10 protein-coding genes are annotated in these 15756 nt (G+C 54.6%); 7 read left to right on the forward strand and 3 right to left on the reverse strand.

Going from position 1 to position 15756, the window contains the following annotated elements:
* Window positions 1-70: 70 nt before the first annotated feature.
* A complete protein-coding gene (gene radA / locus GALF_RS09340) occupies window positions 71-1429 on the reverse strand; it encodes a DNA repair protein RadA (RefSeq protein WP_013293809.1) in 1359 nt (452 codons plus the stop codon).
* A 202-nt stretch (window positions 1430-1631) separates the two neighbouring features.
* Here radA and GALF_RS09345 point away from each other — a divergent pair, with 202 nt between their 5' ends.
* From GALF_RS09345 to GALF_RS09375, 7 genes are all read left to right on the forward strand, one after another.
* Window positions 1632-3578, forward strand: a complete 1947-nt coding sequence (locus GALF_RS09345; RefSeq protein ID WP_013293810.1) for a hypothetical protein — start codon at window positions 1632-1634, stop codon at window positions 3576-3578.
* A 127-nt stretch (window positions 3579-3705) separates the two neighbouring features.
* Window positions 3706-5652: an ATP-dependent DNA helicase gene (locus GALF_RS09350; protein WP_013293811.1), complete on the forward strand. Its 1947-nt coding sequence runs from the start codon at window positions 3706-3708 to the stop codon at window positions 5650-5652.
* Between the two features lie 99 nt (window positions 5653-5751).
* A complete protein-coding gene (locus GALF_RS15040; RefSeq protein WP_013293812.1) occupies window positions 5752-9660 on the forward strand; it encodes a PAS domain S-box protein in 3909 nt (1302 codons plus the stop codon).
* 158 nt (window positions 9661-9818) lie between these two features.
* The gene (locus tag GALF_RS09360) at window positions 9819-10862 is read left to right on the forward strand and encodes a TRAP transporter substrate-binding protein (RefSeq protein ID WP_013293813.1); all 1044 of its coding nucleotides are present in this window, start codon (window positions 9819-9821) and stop codon (window positions 10860-10862) included.
* A gap of 49 nt (window positions 10863-10911) precedes the next feature.
* A complete protein-coding gene (locus tag GALF_RS09365; protein ID WP_013293814.1) occupies window positions 10912-11418 on the forward strand; it encodes a TRAP transporter small permease in 507 nt (168 codons plus the stop codon).
* A complete protein-coding gene (locus tag GALF_RS09370; protein ID WP_013293815.1) occupies window positions 11415-12704 on the forward strand; it encodes a TRAP transporter large permease in 1290 nt (429 codons plus the stop codon). The genes GALF_RS09365 and GALF_RS09370 overlap by 4 nt, the downstream gene beginning before the upstream one ends.
* An 82-nt stretch (window positions 12705-12786) precedes the next feature.
* Window positions 12787-13845 carry a sensor domain-containing diguanylate cyclase gene (locus tag GALF_RS09375; protein WP_013293816.1) on the forward strand — a complete coding sequence of 353 codons (1059 nt, stop codon included), beginning with the start codon at window positions 12787-12789 and terminating at the stop codon, window positions 13843-13845.
* On the opposite strand, the gene GALF_RS09380 is transcribed toward GALF_RS09375, so the two are convergent.
* Together GALF_RS09380 and lnt are read right to left on the reverse strand one after the other, a co-directional pair.
* Entirely contained in the window at window positions 13842-14093 is a 252-nt protein-coding gene (locus GALF_RS09380) for a GIY-YIG nuclease family protein (RefSeq protein ID WP_013293817.1), read from the reverse strand. The two genes, GALF_RS09375 and GALF_RS09380, sit on opposite strands and share 4 nt — an antisense overlap.
* A gap of 2 nt (window positions 14094-14095) precedes the next feature.
* On the reverse strand, window positions 14096-15595 hold the full coding sequence (gene lnt / locus GALF_RS09385; RefSeq protein WP_150102687.1) for an apolipoprotein N-acyltransferase: 1500 nt from the start codon (window positions 15593-15595) through the stop codon (window positions 14096-14098).
* Window positions 15596-15756: the final 161 nt, after the last annotated feature.

Here is a 15756-nt window from a genome sequence, read left to right on the forward strand (position 1 = left end):
CCTCTTGCCCGATATTTGACCTAACCGCACTCTAACGCGAGACGGCCATCCGCACAACAATACCGATGTCTCAACGCATTCGGTCGACAGCCTGCTCCACCCGTTCAACCGCGATGATTTCCATTCCGGGTATCGGATGTTTGGGCGCATTGGCTTTCGGAATGATGGCCGATGTAAAGCCCAGCTTCGCGGCTTCGCGTAAGCGCTCCTGACCGCGCTGCACCGGACGCACTTCACCGGCAAGTCCCACCTCACCGAATACCACCAGTTTTTCGGGCAGCGGCTGATTACGTAAGCTTGAGACCATCGCCAGTATCACCGCCAAATCCGCCCCCGGCTCGGTAATTTTCACGCCGCCTACCGCATTGATAAACACATCCTGATCGAAACAGGCAATCCCCGCATGCCGGTGCAATACAGCCAGCAACATCGCCAGCCGGTTCTGCTCCAAACCCAGCGACAGGCGTTTAACATTCGGGCTGTGTGCCTCATCGAGCAGCGCCTGTATTTCCACCAGCAGCGGACGCGACCCCTCCTGCGTCACCATCACACAAGAACCTGCCACCTGCTGACCGTGCTGAGATAAAAACATCGCCGATGGATTGGATACCTCGCGCAAACCCTTTTCGGTCATCGCAAACACGCCCAGTTCATTCACCGCACCGAAACGGTTTTTGAACGCGCGTATCAGGCGAAAACTCGAATGCGTGTCTCCTTCGAAATACAGCACCGTATCGACAATGTGCTCCAACACGCGCGGACCTGCCAGCGCGCCCTCCTTGGTGACGTGCCCTACCAGAATAATGGTGATGTTCTGACTCTTGGCGATGCGGGTTAACTGCGCCGCACATTCTCTCACCTGAGCAACCGACCCCGGTGCCGAGGTCAACTGTTCGGAATACACGGTCTGAATCGAATCGATCACCACCACCGACGGTTTATTGGCGGCGATAGTCGCCTGAATCTTCTCCAACTGAATTTCCGGCAACAGACGTAAATTTTGTGCATCGAGCGCCAGACGCTTAGCGCGCAGCGCAATTTGTTGTGCGGACTCTTCGCCACTGACATAAAGTGTATTGTGTTGCATCGACAGATGGGCCAGCACCTGCAGCAGCAAGGTGGACTTGCCGATCCCCGGATCACCGCCGATCAGCACGACGGCACCGGATACCAGACCGCCGCCCAGCACGCGATCAAATTCTTCGATCCCCGTCGGGATACGCGGCATTTCTTCCGCGGCGACTTCGGAGAGCATCTGCACACGGCTAGTGGAGGCCAAGGCGGAGAAACGATTCACGCCCTTGCTCGCAGTTTCGGCCACCGATTCGACCAACGTGTTCCACTCCATGCAGTGCGGACACTGCCCCTGCCACTTTGCCGTCTGACCACCACATTCGGTACAGGAATAAATCGTTTTTACTTTAGCCATAGCCTCTCCATAAAATGGCCCGCAGCGCCAATCGTTGCGCAATATATCAGTCAACATCTCAAAAAACATAGGCATTTTGGCATATTGACAGCCCTAAAGGCCCAACGGATACTCAAGCGGCATCAGGCAATCATAGCTGTTTCAGGTTCATTCGGGGGGATGAGCCGGAAACATTCAGATACGCCCCCGTCAGGAGATCAATATGTATACTTCAGCCCGCATGAACCTAACGGGGATAAGTGCCGTGATAGGCGCCCTGCTTTTTTTATGCACTCAGACCAGCCAGGCCGCCGTCACGGCCGTCACACTATCCCCTTCGGTCAAGCTATTTTCAGGCGACTGCCCGGCCAAAGTGACCTTTAGCGGCACCATCAAGGTCAATGCACCGGGCACGGTCAGCTATATCTTCACACGCAGCGATGGCGCAACCGACACCGCAACCCGTACGCTCAAATTCCTCAAAGCGGGCTCCAAAGCGGTATCCACCTCGTGGACACTGGGTGGCTCAGCTCTGCCCGGTTACAAAGGCTGGCAAGCCATAAAAATAGTAGGGACGGCCATCGAGTCGCCTCACGCCGAATTTGAAATCGCCTGTGATCCGATCCTTAACAGCGCGCGTGCAGCTCACGGCAACACCGACTGGCATATCGACACCGCGAATGAATTCCTGTTCGGTCGTGACATGAGCAACCACAACACGGCGGCCAACTTCGCCCCCGCCTCCTGGAGCAAGACCCACATCCATACGGGATTGACCAACACGGCGCATTTTTACAATGACAAGACTAAGGACGCGGCAGGCGACGACACAGATGCGGTGAACGGTATTGACAAACCGATGCTGTTTTTCTACGCAGGACACGGCAATCCGACCACTTGGAACGCGCTGGGCACCAACGGACATCCGAGCGACACCCTGCTAGGCAATATCGCAGGCGGCGGTCAGCTGCGCTATTACTGGCAATGCTCCTGTGAAGTGTTCGCGCACGGCCCGCAGGTGTGCAGCGGGGGTGATTGCGACTACTCGCAGCCGGAAAATTTCAACGGATCGGCAGATTCCGCCTCGATGCGCAATGTCTTCGAGCGCTGGGGACCTGCGCTGGGCAAAGATCTTCGCATGGCCTGCGGCGTCTCCACACTCGCTTACTGTCACGAAGGCAACGTGAATGCGATCTGGGATCAATTCAACAACCACGGCGCCTCAGTGGCAGAAGCCTTCATCAACGGCCTTGGCAGTTCAACGGTCAAACCCCTGTGCATCACACGGGGTGGCAGCAACATCGCCAACACGCCGCTGTACGATGCGACCTTTACCAACCGCCGCAATGCATCCGGCAGCTCACATCTACACATCCTGTATGCGGGCGGCACGCAAACTCAGCAGCCCGCCTTTATCTGGAAGCCCGAGCTGATTCCGCACATCCTGCTCCGCGTGCGCCTTGTCACGCCGAAAGATCCGCCCGAGTTTAAAACCCGCCTGATCACCACGAAATCGATCGAGCAGATACGCGATGCTAATTTTAACGGTGGCAGTGCCGTGCTGCAGCGCAACGAGCAAAGCGGTGCGGTGTTTTTGCGTGCCAGCGGCAAAGCCGTCACCCCTCGCGCATTGCTCTCTGAAACAGCACAACGTGAGGGTGCCGTCGCGCTGGTCCGTAAACTGGGCTGGCTGGGTGAGGATACCGGCGTGATCAGCTCCAAAAAACTGTTGACGGCCAGCATGCCCGTCGGCGGTCGGGATGCGGACATTACACGCGGCGAAAAAGGTTCGATCGTGACAATCAACCGCCGCATCAAAAACGGCAACCAGACGCTCGATGTACTGGGACTGGGCGGTCGCATCGATATCATGGTAGGCGGTGACGGCAAAGTGCAAACGGCGTCCCGCACCTGGCGAGATGTGAAGATCGATCGCGAGGAAATGGCAATAAAGCCCTATGAAAGTGCTTTTAAAGAAGCACAAAACCTGCTGCAAAATCCCGACGCCTACAAACTCGCGGACTGGCGTTTCGGCTACAAGGAAGAAGCCGCCAATGTGGCGCAACAGGAATTGCCTGTGATTTTTGAGTTTGATTTCGTGCCTAAAAATCGCGAAGCGTTACTCGACTTCCCGCCACGACAAATCGAAATTTCCGCGGAAGCCAAATAAACTACTCCGATCAGCCGCCTTCTGGCGGCTGATTTTTTAGCTTATCGCGCTCAAAGCCCCCATCTTCACAACACGTTACAATGCAAATTGCGCTACCATCACGGCTGATTTATTGCCTGCCGATACTATGTCTACTGAAGTAGCCCGTTTCTTTTCCGAACAAAGCCCGCTTGCCACTGAAGTCTCCTCGTTCCGTCCGCGCGAACAACAGCGTGAAATGGCGCTGGCGGTCGCCGATGCCATCAAAAATAACGCCATTCTGGTCGCGGAAGCGGGAACCGGCACCGGCAAAACCTTTGCCTATCTGGTGCCGGCTTTGCTGGGTGGCGGCAAGGTGATCATCTCGACCGGCACCAAAAATTTGCAGGATCAATTGTTTCAGAAGGATCTGCCGATGGTGAGGGATGCCCTCAAAGCCCCTGTCTCCATCGCTCTGCTCAAGGGGCGTGCAAACTATATCTGTCACTATCATTTAGAGCGCACCGCTCACGATGGACGATTCGCCACGCGCGAGGACATCAAACATCTAGGCAAGATCAAAAAATACGCCAAAATCACCAGTACGGGCGATAAAAGCGGCGTGGCGGACGTACCCGAAAATGCGCCGATCTGGCTGCAGGTCACCTCCACGCGCGACAATTGTCTGGGGCAGGAATGCCCCAATCACAAGGAGTGTTTCGTGCTGCACGCCCGCACCGAGGCGATGAAGGCGGATATCGTGGTGGTCAATCATCACCTGTTTTTTGCCGACGTCATGCTCAAAGACGACGGGGTGGCCGAACTCTTGCCCGCCTGCAACACGGTAATTTTCGATGAGGCCCATCAACTGCCTGAAACGGCCAGCCTGTTCTTCGGCGAGAATCTCTCCACCACGCAACTACTGGATCTGGCACAAGACTCCCGCATCGAAGCGCTGACCTCCGCTAAAGACTTCGCCCCCTTGCCTAAAGCCTGCGATGAGCTCGACAAGGCCGCGCGCGATCTGCGCCTCGTGTTCAAAAAAGAAGGGCGCATGCCGGCGATCGCAACCGGTTCTTTCAAGGATTTCGCGCCGCAACTGAAAAATCTTAGCGAAAAGCTAAAACAAATTAACGACATGCTGGAGAGCCAGGCCGCACGCAGCGAAGGATTGGAAAATTGCTGGCAGCGCGCGCAGGCCTTTTCGCTGCTGCTGAAAAACTGGCAGGACGACAAGGCTGACGATAAGGTGCGCTGGCTGGAGGTCTATCACCACTCGCTGCAGCTCAATGCCACCCCGCTGTCCATCGCCGAAATCTTCGAGAAACAAATCGGCAGCACCGCGCGCGCGTGGATTTTCACTTCGGCAACCCTAGCGGTGAAGCAGGATTTCTCGCATTATCAGGGCGAGATGGGCTTGCTCAAGGCAAAAACTGCCTGCTGGGACAGCCCGTTCGATTACGAAAAACAGGCCTTGCTGTATGTACCCTCCGGCCTGCCCGAACCCAACAGCGAAGGCTATACCGAGGCCGTGATACAGGCCGCCCTGCCGATGATAGAGGCGAGCCGCGGCCGCGCCTTTTTGCTGTTCACGAGTTTACGGGCCATGCAGCGCGCTCACGAAATTTTAACCGCCGAATTTGATCTGCGCGGCTGGAGCTATCCACTGCTTTTGCAGGGCGAAGGCTCACGCAACGAGCTGCTTGGCCGCTTTCGCGAACACGGCAATGCCGTCCTGCTGGGCAGCCAGTCATTCTGGGAAGGCGTTGACGTTAGAGGGGAGGCGTTGTCCTTGGTCATCATCGACAAGCTGCCCTTCGCCCCGCCCGATGACCCGGTACTGGCCGCACGCATTGCTCAAATATCAAAACAGGGCCGCAACGCCTTCATGGAGTACCAGTTGCCGCGCACCATCATCACGTTAAAACAGGGCGCAGGACGTCTGATCCGCGACGAAAACGACAGAGGCGTCCTGATGATCTGCGACCCGCGCCTGATCACCAAGCAATACGGGAAACGCATCTGGCAAAGTCTGCCGCCAATGAAACGCACCCGGGTTGAAACGGAAGCCGTTGCGTTTTTTACCGCACAGAGCGAAGCTACCCCGCGAGAGTGACTTTTCAGATAACCCTACAAACAATTCAGTTGAAGTTCCCCTGTCTTGAGCGCACACTGCAGCGAAAGACAACATTCTAATTCGCATCGCTGTAGATACATGTATCCGAACTCAGTCAAAGCATCCCGCTTCACATTGACAAACTGGCTCAGTATTGTTGTGCTGATGCTGATAACAGCGCTTGCCACGGCCCAGCCGCAAAACATCCAAACACCGCCTCCCCCCGAAAAAGTCCGCCTGCAACTCAAATGGTTTAACCAGTTTCAGTTCGCCGGCTATTACGCGGCCATTGAGCAAGGCTACTATGCTCAGAATAATCTCGACGTAGAACTCCTTGAGCGCACCCTTAGTCAAAACGTCGTCCAACAGGTTGTGACAGGCGAGGCGGAATACGGCATAGGGGATTCAGGGCTGCTGTCACATTACGCTCAGGGTGCACCTATCGTCGCGCTGGCGGCCATCTTTCAGCACAATCCGCTGGTGTTTTTTTCCCGACAGGATTCAGGAATCAGCAGCCCCTTTGAAATCAAGGGACGCACAATCATGTCAGACATCAGCAGCGCCGATGAAGCGCCGTTGCGCGCCATGCTGACGGGCGCAAATATCAAACCGGAGGACTACACCCTGCTGCCGCAGAAAAACGATTACGGCCTGCTAGGAAAAAAGCAGATCGACGTCATCTCAGGCTATCTGACCGACCAGCCGTTTTACTTCAAAGAAAAGGGCATCAAAATCAATATTATCAATCCGCAAAATTACGGGATTGATTTTTATGGCGACATGCTGTTCACCAGCACGCGCGAATTACGCGACCATCCCGAACGCGTCAAGCGATTCCGTCAGGCGTCCCTTTTAGGCTGGCAGTATGCGATGGCGCATCCGGAGGAAATGATACAGCTCATCCGGAATAAGTATCACAGTAAACTCTCCGTCGAGCATCTGCGTTTTGAAGCGCGCGAGGCAAAAAAACTGATTTTGCCGGGCGTCATCCCTATCGGTCAGATTCAGCCTGAACGCATTAAAGCCATTGCCAAATCTTTTTCTGATTCAGGTCACAATAAACCACTGTCGGATACAGGAGTGGCCGATTTTATCTATACCGGGAAAGCCAGCCAGCTCAATCTGACTGACGCAGAAAAAGCATGGCTTGCCGCACACCCTGTGCTGCGCGTGGGCGTCGATTCCGACTTTGCCCCCTATGAATGGATCGATGAGCAGGGACATTATGTCGGGATGGCCGCTGACTACATGAAATTGCTGGAAAAAAAGCTCGGCGTACGCTTCGAGATTATCCACGGAAAATCCTGGGATGAAATTCTCAACATGGCTAAACGCGGCGAACTGGAGTTGCTCGCCTGCGCGAACAAGACCCCTGAGCGCTCACAATATCTGACTTTTTCCGAGCCCTACAAATCCGCATTCGCCGTGATTATCGATAGCGGGCAAGGTAATTTTATCGGCAATCTGCAAAATCTTGCCGGCCGGCGTGTTGCGGTTGAAAACGGCTATTTCATGCAGGAGTTGATGGCGAAGCACTATCCAAAAATTCAACTCATCCCTACGACAAACACGACGGAGGCGTTAAAGCTCGTGCTCAACGGCGCTGCGGATGCCTACGTGGGCGATGCGGGCACCGCCAACTACATGATCAAGAAAAATGGTTTTCTGAGTTTGCGCTTTTCCGGGCAGACCGAATATCACAGCATACACAGCGTCGCCGCAACCAAAAGTCATCCTGAACTGGCAACGATCATTTTTAAGGCAATAAGCAGCATTCCGAAAGAGGAGTCCGATGCCATTTTCAATCGCTGGCTGGGCTTAAAAATTGAACAGGGGTTTAAAGCGGAAACGCTGATCCAATATGGCGCTGGTGCGGGACTGCTGTTTTTACTTTTTGGCTATTGGGTTTATCGTTTAAGGCGCGAGATTGACCAGCGCAAAATTCTGGAAAAATCCGTTGAAGAAAACCGTGAAAAATATCGTGCCTTAAGCGAGGCGGCATTCGAGGCGATCTTTATTTCCGAGCATGGGCTGGGTCTTGAACAAAACCGTCAGGCCAGCGCCCTGTTCGGTTATTCAGATCAGGAAATCATCGGCAAACCCGGGATCGAGTTTATTGCTGAAAAAGATCGAGCGCTCGTCAAACACAATATGTCCTCAGGGTATGAACTGCCCTACGAAGCACTCTGCCTGCATAAAAATGGCGCTACATTCCCCGCCATTATTTGCGGCAAGATGATGCACTACCGGGGGCGTGACGTCAGAGTCACCTCAATCACCGATGTAACCGAACAAAAAAATCGCGAGGCACAAATCAGGACCATGCTGAGCGAACAAAAAGCCATGCTGGAGAATGATCTGATCGGCATCGTGCGCGTTAAAGACCGCACCATCATCTGGGCCAATCCCGCCTATGAAAAAATCATGGGTTATCAACCGGGAGAAATGACCGGCATGCCAACGCGCCAGAACTTCGCCAATGATAAAAGCTATCTGGAACTTGGAAAAGTCGCGTATCCACTGCTGGAATCCGGCAAAGTATTTCGCGCACAACTGGAACATGTTTGCAAAAACGGACAGCGCATCTGGGTAGATATGAGTGGTTCGATGCTCAATTCCACACGAGGGGAATCGCTGTGGGCGTTTCTTGACATTACCGATCGAAAACGGACTGAGACTATACTGCAAGCGACCAACCTGAAGATGAATTCGCTGCTCTCCTCCATGGCAGAGGGCGCTTACGGCATCGATACCAATGGACACTGCACCTTTGTCAATCCCTCCTTTCTGCGCATCCTGGGCTATGAACACGCCGAGGAAGTCATCGGCGCTCATATTCACGAACTGATACACCATTCGCATGCAGACGGCACAATTTATCCTGCGGCAGAATGCAAAATGTATATGGCCTATCAAAAAAACGAAAAAGCGCACAGTGTGGATGAAGTATTCTGGCGCCGGGACGGCAGCGCGATTCCGGTGGAATACTGGGCGCAGCCTATTGTGATCGATGGCGTGATTACCGGAGTCATCGCCACCTTTATCGACATCTCGGAACGCAAACTGGCTGAAGCGCAGTTAGTTGAAAGCGAATCCCGCTTGAGAGCCATCATTGAAAATGAACCTGAATGCATCAAAATTGTGGATGCACAGGGAAAACTCACGCAGATGAATCCAGCAGGGCTGAAAATGATAGAGGCGGATTCGCTGGCACAGATAGCGGGGCACAATATTCTGGAATTAATTGCCCCCGAATACCGCCAAGAGTTTTCCCGTATGCATCAGCGGGTGCTGGCCGGCGAAACGGTGCAAATGGAGTTTGAAATACTAGGACTCAAGGGCGGGCGCCGGGTACTGGAAACCCACGCTGTACCGATGAAGGAATACGGTCAGACGGTGCAACTGGCTGTCACGCGCGATATCACGGAACGCAAAAAACTGGAAGCGGACATCCATCAGCTGGCGTTCTACGACACGCTCACCCATCTGCCGAACAGACGTCTGATGAATGAGCGCCTAGCCCACGCGATAATGGCCAGCCGTCGCAGTGAACGCTACTGTGCGCTGATGTTCCTTGATCTGGACAATTTCAAACCGCTCAATGACACGCACGGCCATGTCGTTGGCGATGCACTGCTGGTCGAAGTTGCCCGTCGCCTGAAAACCTGCGTCAGAGAAATCGATACCGTATCCCGATTCGGTGGCGATGAATTTACCGTAATGTTGAGCGAACTGGATGTAACGCTGTCAGACTCCGTGATGCAAGCGCAAACGATCGCGGAAAAAATACGCGGCTCCCTCGCCGAACCTTACCTGCTGACAATACGCCATGAGGGCGTAGCCGACACGATTGTTAAACACCATTGTTCGGTAAGCATCGGCATTGCCGTGTTTATTGGTCACGATGCAGAGGGTGACGAGATTTTAAAATGGGCCGATGCAGCGATGTATCAGGCCAAAGCGGCAGGCAGAAATCAAATTTGCTTCTATCAGGGTGCTCAGGCGTGAGCATCGTTGAGTCTTAACACCCGAAACCCCATCCCGCAATTTATTTTTCACTTGGCACTAGCGCTTAAGCCCTAACACTCGTATATTTCTCCTCGCGGCAAACGGCCTGACTTTTTAGGCGCCTTGCCCATAATCATCATTCATTCAGGGAGCGAATCATGAAATTACGTACGATAGCGATATGTGTGCTGGCCCTGGGCATCTCAGGCGTGGCGAATGCAGCCGGTGAAATTATCATCAAGTTCAGTCATGTTGTCGCCCCTGACACCCCCAAGGGGCAAGCTGCCGAGCGCTTTAAGCAAGTCGCCGAAAAGCTGACCCGTGGCCGGGTTAAAGTCGAAGTCTATCCGAACAGCCAACTGTACAAAGACCGTGAAGAAATCGAGGCACTGCAAAGCGGCGCGGTGCAAATGCTCGCGCCCTCCCTGTCAAAATTCGGTCCGATGGGCGCCCCGGAATTTCAGTTGTTCGATCTACCCTTTCTATTCCCGAATCAGGAAACCCTGCACCGCGTGATGGATGGCGAGGCGGGTAAAAAGCTGTTTGCAAAACTCGACACCAAAGGCGTCACAGGGCTGACCTTCTGGGATAACGGGTTTAAACAGATGAGTTCGAACAAACCCATGCATGCCCCGACCGACCTAAACGGCCTGAAAATGCGCATACAATCGTCCAAGGTGTTAAACGCCCAGATGAAAGCGCTGGGGGCGAACCCGCAGGTCATGGCGTTCAGCGAAGTCTATACTGCCTTGCAACAAGGCGTTGTGGATGGCACGGAAAATCCCGTATCCAATTTTTACACCCAGAAAATGCATGAGGTGCAAAAACACATGACCATCTCCAACCATGGCTATCTGGGCTATGCGGTGATCGTCAACAAAACTTTCTGGGATGGCTTGCCGGCTGATGTGCGCACCTCGCTCAATCAGGCGATGAAAGAAGCAACCGTCTATGAACGCGATATTGCACAAAAAGATAACGACGATGCGCTGGCCCGCGTAATTGCCGCAAAAACCACCACCGTCTATACCCTGACCCCGACTGAGCGCGCCGAGTGGCAAAAAACCCTGCTGCCACTGCAAAAAGAATTCGAAACGATCATCGGCGCCGATCTGATTAAAATTGCTAATACCACCGCAGCACAGGTCGCCAAAGAACAGTCCGTCGCCAAACCTGCGGAGAAAGCCACGCCTAAGAAATAACGACCAACCGGGACACGATAAACGTGTCCCGGTACGCTTGGAGTGCACAATGATCAATCGTTTTCTGAATCACTTCGAGGAGTTTCTGATTGCCAGTTTTATGGCAGCAGCAACGCTGGTCACCTTTGCCGCGGTGGTGATGCGCTATACCACCGGCTCTGGCATCGATTGGGCACAAGAGCTCACCATTTATTTGTTCATCTGGATGGCTAAATTTGGTGCAGCCTACGGCGTGCGCACCGGCATCCACATCGGCGTGGATTTTCTAGTCAACTGGGTCAGACCCTCGATACGAAAAGCCATGGTGATTGCTGCCTTATCCCTGGGCGTCATTTTCACCGGTGCGATTTCTTTTTTCGGCGCGCGCTGGGTGTTGTTCATCCACGGCACAGGCCAAGTCTCGCCTGATCTTGAAATACCGATGTGGATCGTCTATCTGGCCATCCCCTTCGGTTCAGGATTGATGTGCTACCGCTTCATGCAGGTACTCAAAGAGTTTCTTAAAACAGGAGATCTACCCGTGCACGACATGGGCGGACAGGAGACCGCAGCATGAGCGCACTCCTCATCATCAGTATTCTGCTGCTACTACTGCTCACCAGCACGCCGATTTCCATCGCGCTCGGCACCACCGTACTGATTTATCTGCTGGGATTTTCTTCATTTTCCATCGAGACGGTCAACATCATCTCGCAGCGACTGTTTACCGGTCTGGAGAGTTTTTCGATTATGGCCGTGCCCTTTTTCGTGCTGTCCGGCCAGTTCCTGATTGACGGAAAAATTGCCGCGCGCATCGTGCGCTTCGCCAGCAATCTGGTCGGCTGGATGCCCGGCGGCATTGCGATGGCGGCCGTACTGGCCTGCGCCTTTTTCGCCACCATCTCGGGCTCGAGTCCGGCCACCGTGATGGCGATCGGCTCCGTGATGCTGCCCGCGATGATCAAAGCGGGATACCCGAAGCGCTTTTCCGTCGGCGTGATCACCTCGGCAGGCTCGCTCGGTATCCTGATTCCGCCGTCCATCGTAATGATCATCTACTCGGTCGCCACCTCAGAGAGCGCAGGCAAGATGTTCATCGCAGGGATCATACCGGGCCTCATGCTGGCGATCATCATGATGTCGCTGGTCTTCATACAGGCCAAGCGCAAGAATTTCCCCACGCAGCCTAAACCGACCGCAGCTGAATTCTGGCAGTCCTTCCGCGATGCCTGGAGCGGGATCTTCATGGTGATCCTAGTGATCGGCGGTATTTACGGCGGCCTGTTCACGCCGACGGAAGCCGCCGCAGTTGCCGCCGTCTACGCCTTCGTCGCCGCCAAATTTTTCAGCGGTGACCTGTCCTGGCGTCAGGTACCTAAAACGCTGCTCAGTGCCGCGAATACCAGCGCGATGCTGCTCTACATCATCACCAATGCGATCCTGTTCTCGTTTCTGATGACGTCAGAGCAGATTCCGCAAGAGATGTCGGCCTGGGTCGTAGCACAAAATCTGCAACCGTGGATGTTTTTGCTGATGGTGAATCTGGCGCTGCTTGCCGCGGGGCAATTCATGGAGCCGACCTCCATCGTACTGATTTTAGCGCCGCTGTTCCTGCCCATCGCCAAAGCCATGGGGATCGACCCGATCCATTTAGGCATCATCATGGTGGTCAACATGGAGATCGGCATGATCCATCCGCCTGTGGGACTGAATCTGTTTGTCGCGAGCCATCTGGCAAAAGAAGGGTTAACGGAAGTGTCGATCGCCACCCTGCCCTGGGTCGGCGTGATGCTTGTCTATCTGGGTTTAATCACTTATATTCCCGCCCTCTCAACTTGGCTGCCCCACCTGCTCTATAAATGATCGCGACACTGAATATACAACGGCATATTACCCTGCACCCCCTTGATTCCACACACGTGCGCCTAAAAGGATATCAAAGCGCATGATGGATGTTTTCCTGCCTAACCCCGATGAGCATTATTTACTGGCGCTAGCTGCCTTTGTCATCGTGATTCTTACCGCTGCCAGTGTAAAACTGGCTAAACTCGCCCGTGAACTGCATCAAAGTGAAGAGCGCTGGAAATTTGCACTCGAAGGTGCGGGAGAAGGCGTGTGGGACTGGAGTATTCCGCAAAACACGGTGACGTTATCGCCACGCTACAAAGAAATTGTCTGTTACAGCGATGAGGATACAACCGCACACCAAACCACCTGGCATCAGCACATCCATCCGGATGACCGCGCTGAGGTCGATGCGAGCATACAGAATTACCTCGCAGGGAACGGCACCAGCTATTACAACGAGCATCGCATTTTGTGCCGCGACGGCGCTGTCAAATGGGTGCTGGCGCGCGGCATGATCATCAGTCACGGCGCAAATGGTAAACCGCTGCGCATGATCGGCACGCTGTCGGATATTACGGTGCGCAAAAATATCGATGAACGTCTACGCTACATGGCGCACTATGACCCGCTCACGAATCTGCCCAACCGCGCGCTGCTCAGCGAAAGACTCCAACAATCAGTTGTCAGGGCACGGCGCGACCAATCAACAATGGCGCTGATGTTCCTTGATCTGGATAAATTCAAACCGGTCAATGACACGCTGGGACATGAGACGGGTGATCAGTTACTGCAACAGGTCGCCGTGCGACTGTTGTCTTGCGTCAGAGCATCGGACACCATCGCCCGAATCGGTGGCGATGAGTTCGTCGTGCTGCTGCACGCAATCGATCAGGAGCCGGATGCGGCCATGGTCGCCGAAAAGATTCTGCACAGCCTCAATCGCCCCTTTAGCATAGGCGAACATGAAATCCGTATTTCCGGCAGCATCGGTATCGCAGCCTATCCACAGCACGGCACAGATGAAAAGCTACTGCTGATCAATGCCGACATTGCCATGTATCAGGCAAAAAAAGAGGGGCGCAACAGTTACCGCTTCTTCACACAGGAATCACTGAACGAACTGACCGGGAAATTCCAGCGATTTGATGCGGCTTAACAGCCTGCAACGCTAGCAATCAGCAGCAATTTTTCGCCTCTGCTCAATTTCTTAATCGCCAGCTCCCGCTTAGAGGCCGCCGACCTGTCCGCGCAGGACTCGCTAAACACCAGCGCCACAGGCCCGCGCGCGCGGGTATATTTAGCCGCCGTTCCGGCGTTGTGTGCGTCAAGACGTTTATCAAGATCATTGGTGATCCCGCAATACAGCGTGTCGTCTGCACAGCGCAGCAAATAACAGATCCACATCGCTAGCGTCGGCTTCGCAACCTGCCGACGGATAACATCAGCGCGATCAGCAGCAGTACCGCAACATTCCCCCAGCGCACATAAGGCGTGCTGCCCGCATAGCCCTGCGCCTGCCCTTGCAGCACGCCGGGCTGGTGTTGCGGCAACTGTTGCAGCACCCGGCCATTCACCCCGATGATGGACGTCACACCGGTATTGGTTGCACGCAACATCATGCGACCGGTTTCCAGCGCACGAAACTGCGAGATCTGGTTATGCTGTGCTGCCGCATGAGAATGTCCATACCAGCCGTCATTGGTAACGTTGACCAGCAAGGTCGCAGCCGGCAGCGCGCTGATAATTTCCTCACCGAACACGTCTTCGTAGCAGATGTTCACCGCAACCTGCTGCCCCGCGACAGGCAACGGTGCCTGCTCAGTCTCTCCGCGCGCCAGATCGCCCATCGGGATATTCAATATTTCGTTGATCAGCCAGCCGAACAACGGGCGGAACGGAATAAATTCGCCGAAAATCACCAGATGATGCTTACGGTAATGCGGCGATTCCTGAGCAAAGCCATCTTCGGATGCACCCAGTGCAATCACGCTGTTGTAGTAGCCGCCCCTGTCGCGCTCGAACACGCCGGCGAGGACATCGCCCTGATTGCGCCTCGCATGCTCGCGCAACTGATCGAGCAACTCCTGCGGCACTTCATCGCGCATCACCGGCAAGGCGGTTTCCGGCAGCACCGTCAGTTTCGCTGGATTCTGCAACACCTGACGCCGGTAAGTATCGAGCGTACCTGCGAGTGCGTCCTCAGTGAATTTAATATCCTGCCCGATATTACCCTGCACCAGCGTCACCGAAAACGGCGCACCCACGGGTTCTGTCCATGCCACATGGCGCAGCAACTCGCCCCCTGCCCACAAGGCGGCGAACAGGGCACAGGCCATTTTTCCGTGCCGGCTCCAGCGTTCAACCCAGAGCAGCGCCAGCAAACCGGCGCACAGGGCGGCGACCAGCGACACGCCGTAGACCCCGAGCAGCGCTGCAAAACCTGCCAGCGGACCATCACTTTGCGCGTAGCCCAGTGTCAGCCAGGGAAACCCGGTGAAAATCATGCCGCGCAGCCATTCGATGAGCACCCAGATCGAGGGCATCACCAGCAAGAAGCGCCAGCTTGAGACCCGCGATAAGCGCGCCTGCAAAAAACCGGCAAGCGCGGTAAACAAGGACAGAAAAGCCGCGAACAAAAGCGTTGCAGGGGCTGCCAGCCAGACCGGCATCTCGCCAAAATCGTGCAGCGCAACATAAATCCAGGAAATTCCGCCACCAAACAAGCCAAGCCCGAAGGCAAACCCCAGATGCGCTGCCGCACGCGGTGTATCGCAGCGCCCCCACAGCACAAAGAGCAGCGCGAGTGCTGCAACGGGGATAGGGAAAATCCCGAATGGCGCAAAACCCGCCACGCAGGACACCCCTGCCAGCAAGGCTAAGCCGTTTTCTTTAATCACTTTACGCATACTCGACATCGACCGTTCATAAGACCCGCGCAGCATAACCGATTCGGCGCAATTTCTGCCAATATAGACAGCACCTAGCTGCACGAGACACACATTGCAGGCCATGATGCGGTCCGATGCGCCATTTTTAATTTAAATTTAAACTTTATGCGTGATTTAGT

This window comes from Gallionella capsiferriformans ES-2 (assembly GCF_000145255.1).
Taxonomy (GTDB): Bacteria; Pseudomonadota; Gammaproteobacteria; order Burkholderiales; family Gallionellaceae; genus Gallionella; species Gallionella capsiferriformans.

Excerpts from the sequence above, each read along its gene's own strand:
- radA (WP_013293809.1), bottom strand. The coding sequence starts at position 1,429 with ATGGCTAAAGTAAAAACGATTTATTCCTGTACCGAATGTGGTGGTCAG.
- GALF_RS09345 (WP_013293810.1), top strand. The coding sequence starts at position 1,632 with ATGTATACTTCAGCCCGCATGAACCTAACGGGGATAAGTGCCGTGATA.
- GALF_RS09350 (WP_013293811.1), top strand. The coding sequence starts at position 3,706 with ATGTCTACTGAAGTAGCCCGTTTCTTTTCCGAACAAAGCCCGCTTGCC.
- GALF_RS15040 (WP_013293812.1), top strand. The coding sequence starts at position 5,752 with ATGTATCCGAACTCAGTCAAAGCATCCCGCTTCACATTGACAAACTGG.
- GALF_RS09360 (WP_013293813.1), top strand. The coding sequence starts at position 9,819 with ATGAAATTACGTACGATAGCGATATGTGTGCTGGCCCTGGGCATCTCA.
- GALF_RS09365 (WP_013293814.1), top strand. The coding sequence starts at position 10,912 with ATGATCAATCGTTTTCTGAATCACTTCGAGGAGTTTCTGATTGCCAGT.
- GALF_RS09370 (WP_013293815.1), top strand. The coding sequence starts at position 11,415 with ATGAGCGCACTCCTCATCATCAGTATTCTGCTGCTACTACTGCTCACC.
- GALF_RS09375 (WP_013293816.1), top strand. The coding sequence starts at position 12,787 with ATGATGGATGTTTTCCTGCCTAACCCCGATGAGCATTATTTACTGGCG.
- GALF_RS09380 (WP_013293817.1), bottom strand. The coding sequence starts at position 14,093 with ATGTGGATCTGTTATTTGCTGCGCTGTGCAGACGACACGCTGTATTGC.
- lnt (WP_150102687.1), bottom strand. The coding sequence starts at position 15,595 with ATGCGTAAAGTGATTAAAGAAAACGGCTTAGCCTTGCTGGCAGGGGTG.